Genomic DNA, 20,844 nt, shown 5'->3' with positions numbered 1-20,844 from the left:
ATGAGAAAAGTAAATGTAGCGGTAGTTGGTGCAAGTGGCTTAGTTGGTAGAAAGATAAGGGAAATCCTTGAAGAAAGGAATTTCCCTGTAGAAAAACTCTTTGCCTTCGCTTCCAAAAAATCAGCAGGAACAAAAATTGAATACGCAGGTAGGGAAGTAATAATTGAAGAGCTCAAAGAAGACTCCTTTGATGGTAGGGGAATCGATATAGCCCTATTTGCAGCAGGTGGATCAGTTTCTGAAAAATACATACCACTTGCAATCAAAAACAATATAAAAGTCGTAGATAACTCTTCATTTTTCAGGATGGACAAAAATGTACCATTGGTAATTCCTGAGGTAAATCCTGATGATATCAAGGAAGATGATATGCTAATAGCAAACCCAAATTGTTCTACAATCCAATCAGTCCTTGCTATTTCAAAAATTCACAAAGATTTTGGAATTGAAAGAATAATCTATAACACCTACCAAGCCGTATCCGGTGGTGGCGAAAGGGCCCTTGAAGACCTCTATGAAAAGAAAAATGACCACTGGAAATACAAGATTTATGACAATGTTCTTCCTCAAATCGACGTATTTTTAGATAATGGCTACACTAAAGAAGAGATGAAAATGATCGATGAAACTAGGAAAATCCTAGATGATCAGGATTTAAAAATCACAGCTACAGCCATAAGGGTACCTGTAAGCAATTCTCACGGTGTATCAATTAACCTTAAACTTAAAAAAGACTTCACTCTTGATGAGATTAGACAGACAATCAAAGCTACACCAGGAGTAATTTTAGAAGATGATATCAAAGAAGAAATCTACCCAATGCCAGCCTTTGTTTCAGGCAAGGACGAAGTTTTTGTGGGTAGGATTAGAGAAGATTATTCTTGTGAAAGATCTCTAAACCTATGGACAGTTGCCGATAATATTAGAAAGGGAGCTGCTCTAAATGCAATAGAGATAGCTGAACTTTTAGTGGAGGATATGTGATGATATTTACAGGCTCTGCAGTAGCGGTAATAACGCCATTTGATGAAAATTTTGATGTGGATTATAAGGCCTATGACAAAATCTTAGACTTTCATCTAGAAAATTCTACCGATGCCCTAGTTGTGTGCGGAACCACTGGTGAAGCCACAACTATGACAGAAGATGAGAAGATAAGACTAATTAAATATACGGTAGAAAAAATTGATGGAAGGATGCCGATAATTGCGGGCACAGGTTCAAATGACACCTACTCTACGGCAGCCTTTAGCAAAAAGGTCGGCAAAATAGAAGGAGTGGATGGCTTGCTAGTAGTGACTCCTTACTATAATAAGGCCACAAAAGAAGGCCTTTACGAGCACTTTGCCTATATAGCAAAGAATTCGTCTAAGCCAATTATTCTTTATAATGTTCCGTCAAGGACAAATGTAAATATCGACCTTGATACTACATTAAGGCTTGCGCAAATTGAAAATATAGTTGGAATAAAGGATGCTACAGGAGATTTAGCTTATACAGCGAAGCTTTTAGCCCATAAGCCAAAAGACTTTGCGGTCTATTCAGGAAATGATGACTTGACCTTGCCAATGCTTGCCCTAGGTATAGATGGATCAATATCGGTACTTGCAAATATTTTACCAAAAGAAAACCACGAAATTTACGAACTTTTTAAGGCTGGACAAACTGACCATGCAACTAAGCTTCATCTAAAATACATAGATCTAATAAAAGATTTATTTATAGAAGTAAATCCAGTTCCAGTTAAGGCTGCAGCAGCAATGATGGGCCTTTGCCAAAATACTCTTAGACTACCTTTAACACCTGCAAATACCAACACAGAAGTGATTTTAAAAGAAAAATTAAAGGAGTTTGGCCTATGTTAAATATTTTATTAGTAGGTGCCAAGGGAGCCATGGGAAGGACCTTAGCAGAAGTGGTAAGGGAAAATGATAATTATAAGATTATTGCCGGAATAGATAAGGATTGTGATGGGGGCAGCGACTTTCCAATCTATGATGATTTTTCAAAAGTAGAAGCAAAGGCGGATGTCATAATAGATTTTTCAAATAGGGCTCTCCTAGATGATATTATTTCTTATGCAAGTTCTAGGGAAATTCCTGTAATCTTTGCTACAACAGGCTATACAGACGAAGACTTGGCAAAAATTAATGGTCTTTCAGCTAAAATAGCCTTTATGCAAGAGGGGAATTATTCCCTTGGCATAAATATTATGCTAGAAGCTGCAAGGCTTTTAGCCAAGGGCCTAAGTGACTTTGACATAGAAATAGTAGAAAGTCACCACAACAAGAAAAAAGACAACCCATCAGGCACAGCCAATATGATCTTCGATGCTGTAAATTCTGCAAAAGATAATAAGCTTAACAAGGTCATGAGAGCTATGACCCATGATGATGAAAGAAAGCCTACAGATGTTGGTATTTTATCAGTAAGGGCTGGAACAATTGTAGGTGAGCATAGGCTAATATTTGCTGGAGTCGATGAGGTCTTAGAAGTAAAACACCAGGCAGGGTCTAAAAAAATCTTTGCCATAGGGGCTCTTAAGGCCGCAAGCTTCATAGCTGGAAAGAATCCGGGAAGATATGATTTTAAAGATGTAATAAGAGGTATTGATGATTAAGATAGGAATAGTTGGTTACGGGAATTTAGGAAAATCAGTAGAAAAAGCAATAAAAGAAAGCCTTGACATGGATCTTGTGAAGATATTTTCGAGGAGAAAATTAGACCACGAATCTTATGAGTCTTTAGATAATATTTTAGCTTATAAGGAAGATGTTGATCTTTTAATCCTTTGCGGGTCATCAGATAAGGACATTATGGCCCAAGGTCCGAAGCTTTTAGAAAATTTCAATACCCTAGATTCTTTTGATAATCACGCAAAGATTAAAGAATATTATCATATGATGGATGAAATAGGCAAGAAAGCTAATAAGCTTGCCTTAATTTCTACAGGTTGGGACCCAGGACTATTTTCCCTCCAAAGGCTAATAGGCCAGGCGATCCTCCCACAAGGTGCAACTTATACATTTTGGGGTAAGGGCGTAAGCCAGGGCCATTCAGCTGCTTGCAGGGCAATTGATGGGGTGATAGATTCCACCCAATACACCATACCAAGGGATGAAGTCCTAGAAAGAGTTAGGGCGGGGGAGGAAATCGAATTTGACCCTCATAAGGCCCATCTTAGAGAGGTTTTTGTAGTTGCTGAAGAAAATGCTGATAAGGGCAAAATCGAAGAGGCCATAAAGACCATGCCAGATTATTTTGTAGGATATGAAACTATAGTTCACTTTATAAGCCAAGAAGAATTAAATAAAGACCACAAAGAAATGGTCCATGGTGGTTATGTATTTAGAAATGGAATGGCTTCAGGATCTACTAGGTCTGTAATAGAATTTAGCCTAGATTTAAAAAACAACCCAGACTTTACAGCAGCTTGTGATATAGCCTACGCTAGGGCGGCTTATGCTCTAAAAAAAGAAGGCAAAAAAGGTGCTATCACTGTCTTAGATGTAGCACCAAAATATTTATCTTTTAAGTCTTATGAAGATTTGATAGATTCTATTTAAGATTTCTTGGAGTCTTTAAATTACTTGCTAGCTTATAAATAGGCAAGAGATATTTAAAGGCTCCTGGATTTTTTTCTTTAATAAATGAGATGAGATCAAGCATCCAAACCACCACATATTTGCTTAGGTAAAAGGCCTGGATACCATTAGCAAGGATTGACCTTCTGCCATTTATGACGATATCATCCCTTATTTCTTTAAAATAAGCCAAAAGCTCCTTCCTATTATCATCATTTATAATAAGTTCATTAATAAGGCAGGCAAGGCTTGGTAGATATTTTTCATCAAGGTCATTAAAGGAAAAATAAATAAGGCCACTCTCAGATAAGTAAATATCATCTTCCGACCTATCATCTTTAAAATATTGGGACTTTTGGAAATTTTTAAAAAAATGTGGATAAAGTCCAAATTCATAGGAAGAATTTGCTATAGAATCCTTTAGATACTCAAGTTCATAAGCCCCATTATCAAAAGAAGCGATGAAAATTGGAGAAAGAATGGCAAGGAGCCTTAATTTTTCATTATTTTCATCATTTGAAAAAGAAATCCTAAAGGCAGATGACTTTTGGCTTTTATTTACGCTTATCTCTATGGGATTAAGGGAATAATCAGAGCCAAATTCAAATCTTTCAATCCTTTCTCCTGTAAATTTTTCTAAGAACATTGGATTAAATCGGCATACTTGCCAGAGCTTGCCTTTATTAAATCATCTGGCTTTAGCTTAAGGCTGTGACCAACCTTGCCTGCAGATACTTTTATAAATTCAAGATCTTTGGCCTTCTTGTCAATAAAAACTGGAAAATTTTTCTTAAGAGCAAGGGGAGTAGTGGCTCCTCTTTCATAGCCCACGGTATTTTTTAAATCCTTAAGATGAAGCATGGAAAGGGACTTGACCCCAATTTCTTTAGCAGCCTTCTTAAAGTCTATTTCATCTGCCCCATTTATGACAAGGATGTATATATCACCATTTTTAGACTCGCAAGCTAGGGTCTTAAAGACTGTTGCTATGTCAGTTCCATTTTCTGCTGCTAAATCAGTTGCAGAAACAAATTCGTGGTCTAATTCATAGTCTATATGTTCATATGGTATTTTTTTCTTATCTAAAAATCTCATTGCATTTGTTTTAATTTCTTTTTTGATAATAATCACCTCAGAAGAATTATACTTTAAATATATAAAAAATGGGTATAAATTTCTATATGAAGGAGTTAAGATGAGCGAAAAAGTTTATGCAAATTATATATATGATTCCTGCTATAGCTTGGAATATGGAGATTTATTCCTTGTATTTGATTATGCAAGGGGTATCTTAGATATACCAGAAACAAAACATAGCTTGTTTTTTGTGACGAAGAATGATGAAAATTCTTATACAACAGAGATTTTCAACCTAGCCAAGCTTAAATCTATAAACTATGTCCTTAGCGAATCTGTAAGGGACCTTAAATATCAGGATAATATAATCTATTTAAATAAGTATGAGCTTGGCATGAAAGACCTTAAAGATTTATATAATAAGGAAGATGTCAAACTGGTAAAAGATCATGATTTTTTAAATTTCAAGCTGGCAGATAAAAACATTAGGATCAGATGCTTTAGTATAGATAAGTCTAGCCTTGCTTATTTAATAAGAATAGACTCTTTGGTTATCTTTTATGGGGGAAATATTAATTTAGCTGAGATAGATGAATCCTCTTATCTTGACTTATTAGATATTTTAGAAGAAGAAAAAATTGATATAATTTTCTTGCCGATATATCCTTTGGATGAAAAATCTTTTGCTTATTTGGACACCTTAGTGAAAGTTTCTGAAAGCCAGATATTTTTTCCTACTAAGATTGGTGGGAGAGAAGCTATAAGCAAAGAGTTTAAAGAAAAATATAATAATAATGATTTAGATATAAGGAAGATAAGCAAGCTAAACGAAGAAATCGAAATAGAAGTTGACTGATTTAGTTCTAAAAGCTTGGTGAAGTATAATAAGGAACAGTGAGATGGAAAAAATAAGAAGATTAGCAAGTATAGAGCTTCCTAATTGGGATGAAATTCCAAGCTACGGCATATACAAAGGAGAGCTTCTTGATTATCTGAAAGAAGTTCTAAGCCCCTTATACGTAATAGATAGAAATATAATTACATCATCTATGATAAATAATTATGTTAAATTAGACTATATAGAAAAACCTGAAAATAAAAAATACATGAGATCGACTATTGCACAGCTCATAGTTATAACAATTTTTAAGCAGGTAATCAGTATTGAGGATATAGTAAAGGGAATTGAGATAGAAATTGATAATTTCGCCTTTAAAGAGTCCTATCAAGACTTTGTAGGCATATTTACCTGTGCTAAAAAAGATTTTCTAAATACAAATAATAACTTAAATATAAAGGTAAATTTCAAAGAACACCGTGACAAGGTTTGGTATTACCTTGCAAGCTCTTTATTTACAAAACTTTATACAAAAATAAGCATAGATGAGAGCGAGGAGAAATAATGGAAAAAATTGCAATATTGGTAGACTCAGCAGGAGATTTGCCTTTAGAATTAATAGAAAAAGAAGGGTTTTATCTTTTGCCCTTATATGTAAATTTAGATGGTAAGTTTTTGAGGGACAGGCTAGATATAAGTCCGGATGAATTTTATGATTGGGTAAGATCAAAGGAAAGCTTACCTAAAACATCCATGCCATCACCTGGAGATATTCAGGCGCTTTTGGAGAAAATAAGAGATGATGGTTATGATAAACTTATAGCTATAAGCATAGGAAGTAAGTATTCAGGTACCTTTAATGCTCTAAATCTTGCGGAAATAGAAGGTCTTGATGTCTTTGCTCTAAACACTGGCAACCTAACTTTAGCAGAAGGGCTGTTTGCTGTTTATGCCAAAAAATTAATAGAAGATGGCAAAACATTTGCGGAAATAAGAGATATACTATCAGAAAAAATTTATGATTCTAAGGTATTTTTCACTATAGATTCCTTTAAATATATAGTAGAAGGCGGCAGAGTTCCAAAATCATTTGCAAAAATTGGCGATGCCTTATCAGTAAAGCCAATAGTAAAAACAAGCCAACCAGAAGGCGGATTTGAAATAGTAAAAATTGTCAGAGGAGAAAAAAAGGTCTTCAGACAATTAGAAAAAATTGCAGACCAGTACCTTGCAAATGCCAAAGATTATTACATGTTTATTTGTCATGGAGGTTATGAAGAAGGTCTAGTAAAGCTTAGAGACTTGCTTAAAGATTATATAGGAAGGGCAAGCTTATATATAGAAGAACAAATCTCTCCTACTCTTGGTGCAAATACAGGACCAGGCTTATTTGGTTTTGGTTTTTTCATCCTTGATTAGAAAAGAATAAAAAATCGTCCTACAATTAGAGATTTCATATATGCATGTTTAAAACTTGCTTATGATTTACCTAAGTTAGGGCGAATTATTTTATTTCATCTAGTTGTTAAAACTAGATAAAACTTGAAATACCTATAGATTAGCAAAAATAGCTTGAGATAATGGATAGAATATTTGCCTTTTGTCGAATTTTATAAGATAATAGTTATTAAAGATATATTCTAAATTATTAAAAATACAAAAGAGGCTCCATATGAAAAAAACCATTCTAGAAGACATAATCACAATGGCAAACATTAATTTCTATACCAAAATCTATTCGGGTTTTGAAAAAAGAGAAGCCACACTTAGCTATACAGAGTCGATGGTAGTCAATATTATCGATTCACTCGAAAAACCAACTGTAAATGAGCTGGTAAAAATTTTAGGAATTTCCCAACCAAATATCTCTTATAAAATAAATACTCTGGTATCAAAGGGATATGTAGAAAAGGTTCAATCAAAAGAAGATGGAAGAGAATTTATCCTAAGGCTAACTGATAGGTTTAAAACATACAAGAAAATAGCCTTCTCAAGTATAAGTGAAGTAATGGACAGGCTTGAAGAAAAGTTAAGCAAAGAAGATATGGAAAACATCTATAAGTCACTTGGCCTAATCAAAGCTGAGATGAAAAATATAAATGACTAAATAGGGGGGGCAAAAGTGGAAAAAATTGCAATACTAACAGATTCAACCTCTGACTTAATAGATGAGTATAAAAATAAAGACCATATTTTTGTTTTGCCTCTTTATGTAAATATAGATGGTTCATATCTAAAAGATGAGATAGAAATAACAAGCGATGAAGTAGTTGAACACAACAAGAATAATCCTGATAAGCTTGCTAAATCAAGTGCCCCATCACCAGGAGATTGTGCAGAGATTATAGAAGAGATAAGGTCTAAGGGCTATGAAAAGATAATAATAATATCACTTTCATCAGGCTTATCAGCAACTTACAATGTTTTTAAAAATGAACTTGATGAAGATATGTATCTGATGGATTCAAGAAATGCTTCCCTAATGGAATCTCTTCTTGTAAATTATGCAGATGATCTAATAAATGAAAGTCTATCCTTTAAGGAAATTTGTATAAGGCTAGATCATGTAAGAGATGAAAAGGCAGCCTATGTATGGGTTGATAGCCTAGAAAATTTAGTAAAGGGCGGAAGAATATCAGCCCCACTTGGTAAGGCAGTTAAATTTTTAAATATCAAACCCATGTTAAAGGTAGCAAGTGAGGGAAAGGTAGACCTAGTTAAACTAAAGGTAAAGGAAGATAAGGCAATTGATCAAGCCATCAAAAAAGTAAGAGCGGACCTAGAAGGAGCCAAAGAATATTATCTGGGCCTAGGCTTTGGTGGAGATAAGAGTCTTTTTGAAAAGATTGAAGATAAGGCAAGTGATTTAATTAAAAAGGCTAAGGCTTACCATCATAATACTTTCGGTTCAGTATTAAGAGTCTACTCAGGAGAAAAGGCCTTTGGTTTATTTTATATAAGAATCAAATAAATTTGACAAGATAAGAAATAAGTAGTATTATCATATACGTAAACAAGAAAGAAGTACCCAAACTCACCTACCGACTTTGTTTGTAGGTTAATAGATTTATTATTAGAATTTATGCGGGTACTTTGTGCCCGCTTTTTTTATACAATACATTGGAGGTATAACTATAAAAGATTTAAGAATCAATGATGAAATTAGAGCTAGTCAAGTAAGACTAATCGATGATCAAGGAAACCAAATAGGAATAGTTTCTCTTAGAGATGCTCAGGATATGGCAGATGAAAAGAGACTTGACCTAGTACTAATGAGTCCAAATGCAAAACCACCTGTAACAAGGATAATGGACTATGGTAAGTTTAAATATGATCAAGAGAAAAAAGATAAAGAGAATAGAAAAAAACAAAAAAATGCTCAGCTTAAAGAGACAAGATTCTCTTTAAATATCGAGGATAATGACTTGCAAACTAAGGCAAATCAGACAAAAAAATTCTTAAACAACGGGGATAAAGTAAAAGTTTCTATTAGATTCCGTGGTAGGGAATTAGGCAGGAAAGAACCTGGCTATGACTTAATGGAGAAGTTCAATGGTATGCTAGATGGTTGCGGCAAGATTGACAAAAAGCCTAAAATGGAAGGCAGATCACTTGTTATGTTTCTAGAACCAAATGATGAAAAAGGAGAAAATAATGGCAAATAAAATGAAAACAAAAAGAGCAGCTGCTAAAAGATTTAAAGTAACAGGCTCTGGTAAAGTTATGAGAAGAAAGGCTTACAAAGGCCACTTAACAGCTAAGAAATCACCAAATAGAAAAAGAAGACTAAGAAAAGGTACACTAGTTTCAGCTTCAGAAGCTAAGAATGTAAAAAGATTAATCGGTGCATAGGAGGATATAGATGGCAAGAGTTAAAAGAGCAGTAAATGCAAAGAAAAGACATAAAAAAGTATTAAAACAAGCAAAGGGTTATTACGGTTCCAAAAGCCTTCTATTTAAGACAGCTAACCAAGCTGTAATGAAATCTCTATCATATGCATACATTGGTAGAAAACGCAGAAAAAGAGATTTCAGAAAACTATGGATCGCAAGAATCAACGCAGCAGCAAGAATCAATGGCACAAGCTATTCAAAACTTATGGGCAATCTTAAAAAAGCAAACATCAACATCAACAGAAAGATGCTTGCTGAAATGGCAGTAAATGCTCCAGAAGAATTTACAAAATTAGTAGAGTTAGCTAACAAAGAAGCTTAATGATAATAAAGTCGGTATCAAATCAAAACTACAAGCTTATAAACAAGCTTAAGAATAAAAAATATCGAGAAAAAGAAAATTTATTTATAATAGAATCTAGGAAATTAGTAGATGAGGCAATAAGCTCATCTGCTAATATAGATTTTATTTTTTTAAGAAGTGATGTATCTTATGAGACAAATCTAAAAAGTCTTGTTTTTGATAAGGCACTTTTTAATAAATTAACCATGCTTAAATCTTCTGATGGCATAGGGGCAGTCATAAGAAAGCCTGTGCCAAAAAAGATATCAAGTAAAAAGGTTCTACTATTAGACTATATCAACGATCCAGGTAATATCGGCACCATGATAAGAAGTGCAGAAGCCTTTGGATTTAACGATATAATCTTAAGTCCTGATTGTGTTGATATTTACAATGAAAAAGCCCTCAGGGCATCCATGGGATCAGTCTTTAGGCTAAATATAGTGAAACTTACTTATGATGAAATAGCAAGCTTTAAGGATTCCTATAAATTCTTGGCAGCAGATATGTCAGGCCTAGATATAAGAGAATATAAAAGTGATTCTAATATAATCCTTGCCATAGGCAATGAAGCAAATGGCTTAGGGAAGGAAGTAAGAAGTCTAACAGACACTTTTGTAAAAATCCCAATGGAAGGAGATATAGAATCTTTGAATGCAGCTATTGCTGCTAGTATAATAATGAATAGACTAATGTAATGATTCGGAAAGACTTTAATTATTCTTATACAGCAAAAAAGGGATGTTGAGAGCCTTTTAAGTCACGATTAGGGTATTCACCGATGAACATCAAGATGAAATAATAGTAGTTGAGACGTAGACTTATCGTTAAAGTTAAGAGTGGATTTTTTTTATAAAAATCAATTAAGGTGGTACCGCAGTATATATCTGTCCTTTGTAGGGCGGATTTTTTTATTTGGAGGAAAAATGGAAGCAAATTTAAAACAAGTTCTAGAAAATGCCAAAGTCGAAGTGGAAAAGGCAATAGACTTAGAAACTCTTGAAAGTCTAAGAGTAAAATACCTTGGCAAAAAAGGAACAATAACAGATCTTAAAAAATCTATATCGAAATTACCAAATGAGGAAAAACCTCAAGCTGGTAAATTAATCAACCAAGCCAGCAAGGAAATAGAAAATCTTTTGGCAGAGGCTAATGAAAAGATTAAAAATGAACTATTAAAAGAAAAAATTAAAGAAGAAAAAATAGATGTAACAGCTCATTTTGATAAGTATGAGTCAGGACATTTAGCAGTCATAAACCAAACTATGGAAGAGCTTGAAACAATATTCCAAAACATGGGCTTTGATGTGGTAGGGGGACCTGAGGTTGATACAGTCAAATTTGTATTTGATGATCTAAATAGCCCTAAAAACCACCCGGCAAGGTCTACATCTGATACATTTTATATTGATGATGAAGTTTTACTTCGTCCTCACACTTCATCTATGCAAATTAGGGTTATGAATGAAGGAAAATTGCCAATCAAGATGGTATCAGCAGGTAGGGTTTTCAGAAATGACGAAGTTGATGCAACCCACTCACCAATGTTCCACCAATTAGAGTGCCTAGTTGTGGATGAAAATGTGTCAATGGCAAATTTAAAGGCAACTCTTGAGACCTTTATCAAGGAAATGTTTGGTGATGAAATGAAGCTAAGATATAGGCCTCACCACTTCCCATTCACAGAGCCATCACTTGAGGTAGATGTAACTTGTCCAGCTTGCATGGGTAAGGGATGTCCTGCTTGTGGTAATACCGGTTGGTCAATGGAATTATTAGGCGGCGGCATGGTTCACCCAAATGTTCTAGAGGCATGCGGCATTGATAGCGAAAAATACACAGGATTCGCCTTCGGTCTAGGAGTAGACAGAATTGCCATGGTTAAATACGGCCTAGATGACATCAGACTTTTATATGACAACGACAAGAGATTTATAGAACAGTTTTAGGAGGAAGAATGTTAGTACCTTTAATTTGGCAAAAAGAATATATAGATATAGATAAAGATTTAAAAATAATTACAGACAGGCTTTCTGAAACCGGATCTCACGTAGAAGAAGTCACCATCCACACATCTGACCTTGAAGGCATTGTGGTAGGCCATGTTCTAGAACAAAAAGACCACCCAGATGCTGATAGGCTTAGGGTTTTGACCATAGATGTTGGGAAAGATTCCCCAATTACAATTATAACCAATGCAAAAAACACAAAAGTAGGAGACTATCTTCCAGTAATTACATCTGGCACAGAGATGGATAATGGAACTCTTATCGAAGACCACGACTTTTTCGGTATCGTATCCCAAGGTATGCTTACAGCCTACTCAGAGCTTGGATATGAGGATTCTGTAATTCCTAAAGAATTAAGAGAAGGGGTGATAGTTTTAGCTGGTGAATATAAACCAGGCACACCAGCTGCAGAAGCTTTATATTCTAATACTCCAGTAATAGAATATGAAATCACACCAAACAGGTCTGATTGCCTATCTATCATGGGTATGGCAAGAGAGACAGCAGCAAGTTTTGGTGAAAAAATCACCTATCCTAGCCTAGATTATAAAGATAATGGCGAGGACATAAAAGCTTATGCAAATGGAATTAGTATAGAAAGTGATTCTTGCCTAAGATATACAGCTAGGGTTGTAAAAAATGTAAAGATAGGAAAATCTCCTCAATGGCTACAAAATTGTCTAATGCTTGCAGGAATCAGACCTATAAATAACATAGTAGACATAACAAACTTTGTAATGCTAGAAACAGGTCAACCACTCCATGCCTATGACCTAGACAAGCTAGCTGATAAGAAAATTATAGTAAGAGATGCAAAAGAAGGAGAAATAATCAAGACTCTTGATGATACAGAAAGAAAACTTGATCCTTCAATGCTAGTTATAGCTGATGGCAAAGAAGCGATTGGCATAGCAGGTATAATGGGAGGTTTTGATTCTGAAATAACAGATGAAACCACAAATATCCTCCTAGAAGCTGCAAGCTTTGATGCTTACAATATCAGGGATACTTCTAAGAAACTCAACCTAAGGAGTGAGGCAAGCTCTAGATTTGAAAAGGGAGTTGCCATTGAAATGGCAGATATAGCTTCAAAAAGGGTTATGAAACTCATAGAAGACTTAAATATAGGCGAAATTGTTGGGTCTTCTTATGATGAGGGCGAGAAAGAAACAAATAATCCTGTCGTTAAGCTTAGAATATCAAGACTTAATATGCTAACAGGGGTCGACTTTACTAAGGAAGAAGCAGTTAGAAACCTAGAGCTATTGGAATTTGAAGTTAAAGATATTGACGAAGATACTCTTGAAGCCAAGGCTCCATACTTTAGAAATGATATAACAATAGAAGCTGACCTAATCGAAGAAGTTGTTAGACTTTACGGCATGGGTAAGATTGAATCTAAGCCACTAGTTTCATCCCTTAAAAAGGGTGAAAGATCTCCTCTAAGACTTCTAAGGGATGATTTAAAACACAAGCTTGTCGGCCAAAAATTCTCAGAACTAGCAACCTATTCTTTCATCTCACCAAGAGAATACGATAGACTAGGAATCGCCGAAGATTCAAAGCTTAGGGACTATATTAGCCTAATAAATCCACTTGGCGAAGACTTCTCTGTAATGAGGACAACTCAAATTGCCAATATGCTTGATGTAATAGCTAAAAATATCAAGTATGGCCAAAAAAACATGAGATTTTTTGAACTTGATAGGACTTTTGAGAAAACAAGCGATAAACTTCCAAAAGAAAACTTAACCCTAACTATGGGCCTATATGGCGATTATTCTTTCTATGATATGAAAGATTTCTTCACAGAAGCCATGAGAAATACAGGTTTTACAGGCTTTGAATATGTGGCAAATGAAGATAACTACGCCTTCCACCAAGGAAGATGTGCAGATATATTATTTGCTGGTAAAAAAATAGGAATCATGGGTGAGATTTCTTATGAAGTAAGAGATGAGTATAATATAAGCAAGGGAGCTATTGTTTTAGAGATAAACCTAGAACTTATAAAAGACTCTAGAGTTGTAAATAAAAAATACAAGCCAATTGCAAAATTCCCAGCCATTGAAAGAGACTATTCATTTGTAACAGATAAAAACCTTGAAAGCAAGCTAATTGAAGATACAATGAATGATCACGGCAAGGGCTTGATTGCAAAAATCGAACTATTTGATATCTACACAGGCAAGGGTGTGGATGATGATAAAAAATCAGTATCCTATAGGGTTTGGTACAGGTCAAATGAGAGAACTCTACAAGAAAAAGATATCAAAGATGTAGAAGAAAATATCTTAAAAGACCTTGCTGACAAAGATATAGTATTAAGAGCATAGGAGATAAGTGTGAGCGAAATAAGACTTGAAGTCAAAATAGATGGAGTAAAATATCCGCTTGTTACTAAAGAATCAAAAGAAAATATTGAAAATATAGCAGCTTATGTGGACAAAAAAATTCAGGATGTCAAGTCTGATAGGCTCACTTTTGATAGGCAGCTGGTCCTAGCCTGCCTAAATATTGCGGATGAGTATATGAAAGATAAGGATTCTTTCAAGAAATTCTACGAAGAAAACAAAGAAGCAATAAATGAATACCCAGCCTTAAAAGAAGATCATGACAATTTTAAAAATGAATATGGTTCTTATAAAGAAAAGTATGACCAGGCTGAGGCTGAAAATACCGAACTTAAGGCTCTTTTACAAGATAAGGATAAGGAAATCTTAGAGCTTAGCAAAGAAGAGACAGATTCTAAAAAGCTTAGGGATAAGATGAAGGCCTTGCAAAAACAAGTCATGGATTTGACAAAGGAAAATGAACTATTGAAGGGAAAACTTTGATGAAAAAAGCAGAAATCTTAGCACCAGTAGGTAATATAGATATGCTTTATGCAGGCCTTGCAGCAGGGGCAGATAGTTTCTATCTGGCCCTTGATGACTTTGGAGCAAGAGCCTATGCCAAAAATTTTAGCCTAGATAATATAGAAGAGATAATCGATTATATACATTTATTTGACAGGAAGGTCTTTGTGACCATGAATACCCTTATCAAGGATTCCGAGATGGATAAGGCCCTTTACTATGCCCAAAAATTATACGAATACGGTGTAGATGGGCTTTTAATCCAAGATATTGGCTTCTATTCAATTATCAAAGACCAAGTCCCAGGACTTGACCTACACGCCTCAACTCAGATGGCGGTTAGGGATTATCACGGGGCCAAGGCCCTTATGGATATGGGCTTTAAGAGAATTGTTATAGCCCGTGAGACTCCCATAGAAGAAATTAGAAAAATAGCCAAACTTCCTTGTGAAAAGGAAGTTTTTGTCCATGGGTCCCTTTGTGTATCTTACTCTGGCGAATGTCTGATGAGCTCATATTTTGGAGAGAGATCAGCCAACAGGGGCAGGTGTGCAGGACCATGTAGGTTAAAATATGACCTAATATCTGATGGTAAGGTCTTGGCAAATGATTATTTTCTAAATATGAAAGACTTAAATGTCCTTGATAATATTGACGAACTTTTGGACTTATCCATAGACTGCCTAAAAATTGAAGGCAGGATGAAGTCGCCTGAATATGTCTACACAAGTGTGAGGGCCTATAAGGAAAAAATTGAAAAAGCATCCTATAATAGAGAAAAGCTAAGGGATATTTCCAATAGGGGCTATACCAAGGGCTTTATCTTTGGGCAAAAATCTGATTATATCTTAAGAGAAGCTGATAATAAACACAGGTCTGTGGGAAGGGTTGAGATTTACCAAAATAAAAAATCCTTCCTAGCAAAATCTGACCTTCATAAGGGCGATAATCTAGAAGTACAAACTGAAAGAGGAAAGAAGCTTCCTCTTACAATCACAGAAGAGATAAAAAAGGGCGGAAGATTCATCCTTGATAAGTATAGGGATGCCAAAGTAGGATCAGATATCCTCATGTTAAATGCTGAGTCCATCAAGGATGACTTGGCAAAGGGCCTTGAAAGATATAAAAATCTGGGCCTTGACCTATATTTTAAGGCAAGCTTAAATGAAAAAGCTAGTCTAAAATTAGTCTATAAAGATTACCAGGTAGAGGTCTTTTCAGAAGAGTTTAACGAGCCTAGCCAAAAAATAGCTATAGATGAATCTTCAATAAGAGAAAATCTAGATAGGTTTAAGGATGAAATCTTTAAGGCAAATACCATAAATATTGAAATAGACGATAATATCTTTATCAGGAAAAAGACAATCAATAAGCTTAGAAGAGATGCCATAAGTGCCTTAAGTCATAAGATTGCGGGAGTCTATAAGAGAGAAAAGATAGAAATTAAAAAGCCAACTCTTAAAAATCTTTCAAATCAAAAAGCAGAAAGAAATCTAGAATTGATGACAAATGACATCAGCCCAGACCTTATAAAGGGCTTTGACAATCTTTATATAAAAGAATATGACCCAAAATATAAGGATTTTTCTCTCTATTTAAATTTAGATTCCCACTGGGATTATGAAATAAATGACCTTGTTTCCTATATAAAGACAAATTCCATAAGAGGGGTGATTTTTAATTCTTATAGGGATTTTGATTTTATAGAAAGATTTAAGAAAGAAGATATTAAGATAAGGATAGGTAGATATTTAAATGTTCTTAATTCTTACGCTTTTGACTTTTACTTAGGCTTTGCAGAAAAAATCGAATCATCTGTTGAAAATCAACTAGAAATTATAAATAAAAATGCCAAAGCTTATGACATTGAGGCCTTGGTCTTTGGCAGGATTGAGCTGATGAACATGGTCCATTGTCCATTTTCTACAATCAAAAAATGCGGCCTAAGAGGCTGTGAAAGCTGTAAGTTTAGTAAAGGAGAGATGAAATCTGCTAATAATGATAGGCTGCTTACCCTAAGGCGTGATGGCCTTACAAAAATCTATCCTTACAGGCTAGCTAGCTTTGATGAATCTTTATTAGAACCGACCTTATCAAGGCTTGTGTCAGTTTTTTCAGATGAGGACCTTTTATCCTACCAGAATAAAATTAAGACAGATAAGTTAAATTACGAAAGAGGGGTTATTTAGTGCAGAAAAAAAGTTTAGAAGTATTAGAATACCCAAAAATTTTAGAAAGACTTGCAAAAATGGCTCGTTCTTCTATTACAAAAGATAAAATATTAAAACTAATGCCATCTACAGATATAGATTATTTGAAAGATGAGCTTGAAAAAACTGCTGCCATGGCCAAGATTATTTCAAGAAATGGAAATATAGATATATTCGGCCTTTATGATTTTACAGAAATAATTGGCTATGTAAGACGAAATGGTATCCTTGAGCCGGCTGATTTGCTTAAGGTATTAAGTCTTTTAAGAGTTAGTGAATACCTAAAAGATTATGGAAAAAACATCGAAGATACTTATCTTTTAGATATCTTTGATAGGATATCAACTAATGAATTTCTAAAGGATGAGATAGATAGGTCTATTATTAATGAAGAAGAAATTGCAGACAATGCCTCAAGAGAACTATTAAATATCAGAAGGTCCAAGGCTAGGAAAGAATCTGAAATCAAGAATAAACTCAATTCCTATGTGACATCTCCTCGATATGAAGATGCCCTTCAAGATAAGGTGGTGTCTGTAAGGGATGGTAGGTATGTAGTTCCGATTAAGACTAATAAGAGAGCTGTAATAAATGGCATTGTCCACGATAAGTCAGCTTCAGGCAACACTCTTTTTATAGAGCCTTCTGCAATTGTCGAGCTTAACAACCAATACAAGGATCTCGAGCTTAAGGAAGATGCTGAAATCAGAAGAATCCTTGACAGGCTATCAAGATTTACAGAAAAATTTGATCAAGAAATCCTAGAAAATCAAAAGCTCATAGGAAGGATTGACTTTCTTCAAGCCAAGGCCAAGTTTGGTCTAGAAAATGATTATTCTATACCAAGATTAAATGACCAGAAGATTATAAATATCAAACAGGCTCGTCATCCACTTCTTCCAGGGCGTGTTGTTCCAATAGATGTGGCAATTGGAGGGGACTACACAACTCTTATAATAACAGGACCAAACACAGGTGGAAAAACAGTAAGTTTAAAAACCGTAGGCCTTATAAGCCTTATGGCTCAAACTGGCCTTTTTATACCTGCCGAGGAAGGGTCCATGCTAAATGTCTTTGACGATATTTTTCTAGATATAGGAGATAAACAGTCAATAGAGATGAGTCTATCAACATTTTCAGCATCCCTTACCAATATTGTAGATATATTAAATAAGGTGACTTCCAATTCCTTGGTTTTATTAGATGAGATTGGTTCAGGAACAGATCCTATAGAAGGGGCTGCCCTTGCCATTTCAATCCTTTCCAGCCTAACAGAAAACGAAGTAATGACCTTTGCTACAACCCACTATAGCGAGCTTAAATACTATGCCATGGAAAATGATAGGGTAATGAATGCTTCTGTAGAATTTGATGTAGAAACCCTATCTCCAACCTACAAACTAGATATAGGTACACCTGGAAAATCAAATGCCTTTGAGATTTCAAAACGCCTTGGTCTTTCAGAAAAAATCCTAACTAAGGCCAAATCTTTAATTGGGGAAGATACTCAAAATATAAATAAAATCCTAGAAGAAATCGAAGATGACAAGGCAGAGATAGAGGCTAAAAATAGGCAGATAGAAAATTATAGGAGAGAAATCCAATCTATAAAAGATAAGCTTAGAAATAAGTCCAAAGAGATTGATAAGCAAAAAGAAGAAATCATCAAAAAGGCTGAAGATGCGGCCAACAAAATTTTGGATAAGGCCAATAAAGAAAGCCAGGCCATGCTAAAAGAAGCCAAAAGAAGTAAAAATGCCAACACATCCGATATAGACAGGTCCCTAAATAAGATTAGAAATAAATACAAGGATTCTTATATAGCAAATGAGGAAGAGGGCTTAAGACTTAAGAAATCTAAGGATATACCAGATGAGCTTAAGGTGGGTGATATGGTAATAGTCGAAGGTCTTGGCCAAGAAGCCCAGGTAATCGAGGCGCCAGATAGCAAGGGAAATATCAAGCTTCAGATGGGAATCCTAAAGATGGACTCTAACATAAAAAACGTTAGAAAAATCAAGAAGGATAAGCAAACTGAGAAAAACATCGAAAAAGTGTATAGTGTTAAAAAAGCCATGCACATATCAGCTACCCTTGACCTAAGGGGTCAAAGATATGACGAGGCCATGAGAAATGTAGATAAGTACCTTGACGATGCTATGCTTGCAGGCCTATCCCAAGCTAAGATAATCCACGGCAAGGGAACAGGTGCCCTTATCAAGGGAGTGAGCGAGATTTTAAAAACTGACAAGAGAGTTGCTTCTTACAGGTTCGGAGATGACAAAGAAGGCGGTTATGGAGTAACCATAGTCAAGTTTTCCTAGGAGGATAAATGAAAGATTTTAAAGAAATTATTGCAAAAAAATTAGAGGGAGGAGATATTGGTTTAAACTCTGAAGAGATTAAGAACCTTATCGAAATTCCACCCCAAGAAAATATGGGAGATTATTCCTTTCCGTGCTTCCAACTAGCAAAGACCTTAAGGAAAAATCCAGCCCAAATAGCAGGTGAACTAGTAGATTCGCTTGAAATAGAAGAATTTTCTGAGATAAAAAACATAGGACCTTATATAAATTTTTTCCTAAATAGGGAAAAATTCCAAAATGAAGTCGTAAATACAATCCTAGATAAAAAGGAGGACTTCGGTAAATCTGACATGGGTAAAGGCAAGACTGTAGTTATAGATTTTTCTTCAGTAAATATAGCTAAACCCTTCCACATTGGCCACATCAGATCAACTGTAATAGGCGATGCTCTTAGAAATATCCACGAATTTTTAGGCTATAATACAATTGCTACAAACTATATTGGCGACTATGGTACCCAATTTGGAACCATGATTGCAGCCTACAAGCTTTGGGGTGATGATGATAAATTAAATGCCCACCCAATCCAAGAGCTTTTAAACCTATATGTTCGCTATAATACAGAAGCAAGCGAAAATGAAGAGATGATGAATGTAGCCCGCAAGGAATTTAAAAAACTTGAAGAAGGCGACGAGGAAGCGACCAGACTTTGGTCATGGTTTAAGGAAATTTCCTTCAAAGAATTTGATAGGGTTTATAAGCTTCTAGACATTGACTTTGATAATTACAACGGTGAGTCCTACCATTCAGAATTTATCCCAGATGTAATTGAGGAATTAAAGGAGAAAAATCTCCTTGTAGAATCAGATGGGGCACAAATTATAGACCTATCTCAATTTGACCTCCCACCATCAATAATAATCAAGTCAAATGGCTCATCTGCCTATGTTACTCGTGATATAGCCACAGCTATAAATAGGAAAAAAGAGTATAACTTTGACGAGAACTTATATGTAGTAGCTACCCAGCAAAATCTACACTTCCAACAATTATTCAAGATTTTAGAACTAATGGGCTATGATTTTGCCAAAGACTGCAAGCACATCCCATTTGGTATGGTAAGCCTAAAAGACCAAACTCTTTCAACCAGAAAGGGCCAGGTGGTATTCTTAGAAGATGTTTTAAATAAGGCAATAGATAAGACCAAAGAAATCATTAAAGATAGGGAAGATACAGTAGATGATGTAGAAGAAACTGCAAGGGTAGTAGGCATCGGAGCTGTTAAATTCCAAGAGCTATATAATAACAGGATAAAGGACTATGTCTTTGATTGGGATGAGGTCTTAAACTTTGATGGCGAAACAGGACCTTATGTACAATACACCTATGCTAGGGCCAAATCTGTCCTTAGAAAGGCAGGCCTAAGTGAAGTAGGAAAGCTTGATATAGAAAAAATCACCAGCGATGATGAATTTAGCCTTGCTAAAAAACTTGCTGGATTTGAAGATGTTGTGATAAAAGCTAAGGAAAAATACGAACCATCCCTAATCACCAGACACCTAACAGACATAGCAAGTAGCTTTAACAAGTTCTACAATTCATCTAAGATAATGGTCGATGATGAAAAATTAAAAGAAGAAAGACTAGCTCTAACCTACGCTACATCAATAGTAATTAAATCAGGTCTAGCAATCTTAGGTATCAAGACTGTGGAGAAGATGTAAG

At 35.1% G+C, this 20,844-nt stretch carries 21 protein-coding genes and 1 other annotated feature; of the genes, 19 read left to right on the top strand and 2 right to left on the bottom strand.

The features are described from left to right. The 4 genes from C8269_RS05790 to C8269_RS05775 are packed head-to-tail and all read left to right on the top strand — an operon-like array spanning position 1 to position 3,566. Positions 1-984 carry an aspartate-semialdehyde dehydrogenase gene (locus tag C8269_RS05790; protein WP_106460778.1) on the top strand — a complete coding sequence of 328 codons (984 nt, stop codon included), beginning with the start codon at positions 1-3 and terminating at the stop codon, positions 982-984. Beyond that, positions 984-1,865 carry a 4-hydroxy-tetrahydrodipicolinate synthase gene (gene dapA / locus C8269_RS05785; protein ID WP_106460777.1) on the top strand — a complete coding sequence of 294 codons (882 nt, stop codon included), beginning with the start codon at positions 984-986 and terminating at the stop codon, positions 1,863-1,865. Before C8269_RS05790 ends, dapA begins: the two co-directional genes overlap by 1 nt. Next, positions 1,859-2,620 (top strand): 4-hydroxy-tetrahydrodipicolinate reductase, encoded by a 762-nt coding sequence (gene dapB / locus C8269_RS05780; protein ID WP_106460776.1) that lies wholly within the window; start codon positions 1,859-1,861, stop codon positions 2,618-2,620. Before dapA ends, dapB begins: the two co-directional genes overlap by 7 nt. Further along, entirely contained in the window at positions 2,613-3,566 is a 954-nt protein-coding gene (locus tag C8269_RS05775; RefSeq protein WP_106460775.1) for a diaminopimelate dehydrogenase, read from the top strand. Before dapB ends, C8269_RS05775 begins: the two co-directional genes overlap by 8 nt. Here C8269_RS05775 and C8269_RS05770 read toward each other — a convergent pair. Together C8269_RS05770 and C8269_RS05765 are read right to left on the bottom strand one after the other, a co-directional pair. Then, a complete protein-coding gene (locus C8269_RS05770; protein WP_234025838.1) occupies positions 3,559-4,230 on the bottom strand; it encodes a hypothetical protein in 672 nt (223 codons plus the stop codon). The two genes, C8269_RS05775 and C8269_RS05770, sit on opposite strands and share 8 nt — an antisense overlap. Continuing rightward, a complete protein-coding gene (locus tag C8269_RS05765; protein WP_234025837.1) occupies positions 4,221-4,715 on the bottom strand; it encodes an aminoacyl-tRNA deacylase in 495 nt (164 codons plus the stop codon). The genes C8269_RS05770 and C8269_RS05765 overlap by 10 nt, the downstream gene beginning before the upstream one ends. Positions 4,716-4,779: 64 nt before the next feature. Here C8269_RS05765 and C8269_RS05760 point away from each other — a divergent pair, with 64 nt between their 5' ends. The 15 genes from C8269_RS05760 to argS all read left to right on the top strand — a co-directional run bounded on the left by C8269_RS05760 (position 4,780) and on the right by argS (position 20,843). Beyond that, entirely contained in the window at positions 4,780-5,517 is a 738-nt protein-coding gene (locus C8269_RS05760) for a hypothetical protein (RefSeq protein ID WP_106460773.1), read from the top strand. Between the two features lie 43 nt (positions 5,518-5,560). Continuing rightward, entirely contained in the window at positions 5,561-6,064 is a 504-nt protein-coding gene (locus tag C8269_RS05755; protein ID WP_106460772.1) for a DUF1836 domain-containing protein, read from the top strand. Further along, entirely contained in the window at positions 6,064-6,918 is an 855-nt protein-coding gene (locus C8269_RS05750) for a DegV family protein (RefSeq protein ID WP_106460771.1), read from the top strand. Before C8269_RS05755 ends, C8269_RS05750 begins: the two co-directional genes overlap by 1 nt. A 253-nt stretch (positions 6,919-7,171) precedes the next feature. Beyond that, a complete protein-coding gene (locus tag C8269_RS05745; RefSeq protein ID WP_106460770.1) occupies positions 7,172-7,606 on the top strand; it encodes a MarR family winged helix-turn-helix transcriptional regulator in 435 nt (144 codons plus the stop codon). Positions 7,607-7,621: 15 nt separating this feature from the next. Continuing rightward, positions 7,622-8,470 (top strand): DegV family protein, encoded by an 849-nt coding sequence (locus tag C8269_RS05740; protein WP_158698385.1) that lies wholly within the window; start codon positions 7,622-7,624, stop codon positions 8,468-8,470. Positions 8,471-8,594: 124 nt separating this feature from the next. Next, positions 8,595-9,164 (top strand): translation initiation factor IF-3, encoded by a 570-nt coding sequence (infC, locus tag C8269_RS05735; protein ID WP_106460768.1) that lies wholly within the window; start codon positions 8,595-8,597, stop codon positions 9,162-9,164. Beyond that, positions 9,154-9,351 (top strand): 50S ribosomal protein L35, encoded by a 198-nt coding sequence (rpmI, locus tag C8269_RS05730; protein ID WP_106460767.1) that lies wholly within the window; start codon positions 9,154-9,156, stop codon positions 9,349-9,351. Before infC ends, rpmI begins: the two co-directional genes overlap by 11 nt. A 10-nt stretch (positions 9,352-9,361) precedes the next feature. Continuing rightward, the gene (rplT, locus tag C8269_RS05725; RefSeq protein WP_106460766.1) at positions 9,362-9,715 is read left to right on the top strand and encodes a 50S ribosomal protein L20; all 354 of its coding nucleotides are present in this window, start codon (positions 9,362-9,364) and stop codon (positions 9,713-9,715) included. After that, positions 9,715-10,434 (top strand): TrmH family RNA methyltransferase, encoded by a 720-nt coding sequence (locus C8269_RS05720; RefSeq protein WP_106460765.1) that lies wholly within the window; start codon positions 9,715-9,717, stop codon positions 10,432-10,434. The genes rplT and C8269_RS05720 overlap by 1 nt, the downstream gene beginning before the upstream one ends. Continuing rightward, positions 10,425-10,634: a binding site (T-box leader), on the top strand. (Overlaps the previous gene by 10 nt.) A 28-nt stretch (positions 10,635-10,662) precedes the next feature. Next, entirely contained in the window at positions 10,663-11,685 is a 1,023-nt protein-coding gene (pheS, locus tag C8269_RS05715; RefSeq protein WP_106460764.1) for a phenylalanine--tRNA ligase subunit alpha, read from the top strand. Between the two features lie 8 nt (positions 11,686-11,693). After that, positions 11,694-14,081: a phenylalanine--tRNA ligase subunit beta gene (gene pheT, locus C8269_RS05710; protein ID WP_106460763.1), complete on the top strand. Its 2,388-nt coding sequence runs from the start codon at positions 11,694-11,696 to the stop codon at positions 14,079-14,081. Positions 14,082-14,090: 9 nt separating this feature from the next. Next, positions 14,091-14,582 (top strand): cell division protein ZapA, encoded by a 492-nt coding sequence (gene zapA, locus C8269_RS05705; protein ID WP_106460762.1) that lies wholly within the window; start codon positions 14,091-14,093, stop codon positions 14,580-14,582. Further along, positions 14,582-16,792 carry a peptidase U32 family protein gene (locus tag C8269_RS05700; protein WP_106460761.1) on the top strand — a complete coding sequence of 737 codons (2,211 nt, stop codon included), beginning with the start codon at positions 14,582-14,584 and terminating at the stop codon, positions 16,790-16,792. Before zapA ends, C8269_RS05700 begins: the two co-directional genes overlap by 1 nt. Next, positions 16,792-19,137, top strand: a complete 2,346-nt coding sequence (locus tag C8269_RS05695; protein ID WP_106460760.1) for an endonuclease MutS2 — start codon at positions 16,792-16,794, stop codon at positions 19,135-19,137. The genes C8269_RS05700 and C8269_RS05695 overlap by 1 nt, the downstream gene beginning before the upstream one ends. Before the next feature lie 8 nt (positions 19,138-19,145). After that, positions 19,146-20,843, top strand: a complete 1,698-nt coding sequence (gene argS, locus C8269_RS05690) for an arginine--tRNA ligase (protein ID WP_106460759.1) — start codon at positions 19,146-19,148, stop codon at positions 20,841-20,843. Position 20,844 lies beyond the last annotated feature (1 nt).

The sequence above is a fragment of the Anaerococcus sp. Marseille-P3915 genome (assembly GCF_900258475.1).
Taxonomy (GTDB): Bacteria; Bacillota; Clostridia; order Tissierellales; family Peptoniphilaceae; genus Anaerococcus; species Anaerococcus kampingae.
This window is presented reverse-complemented; position numbering and strand designations above follow the sequence as displayed.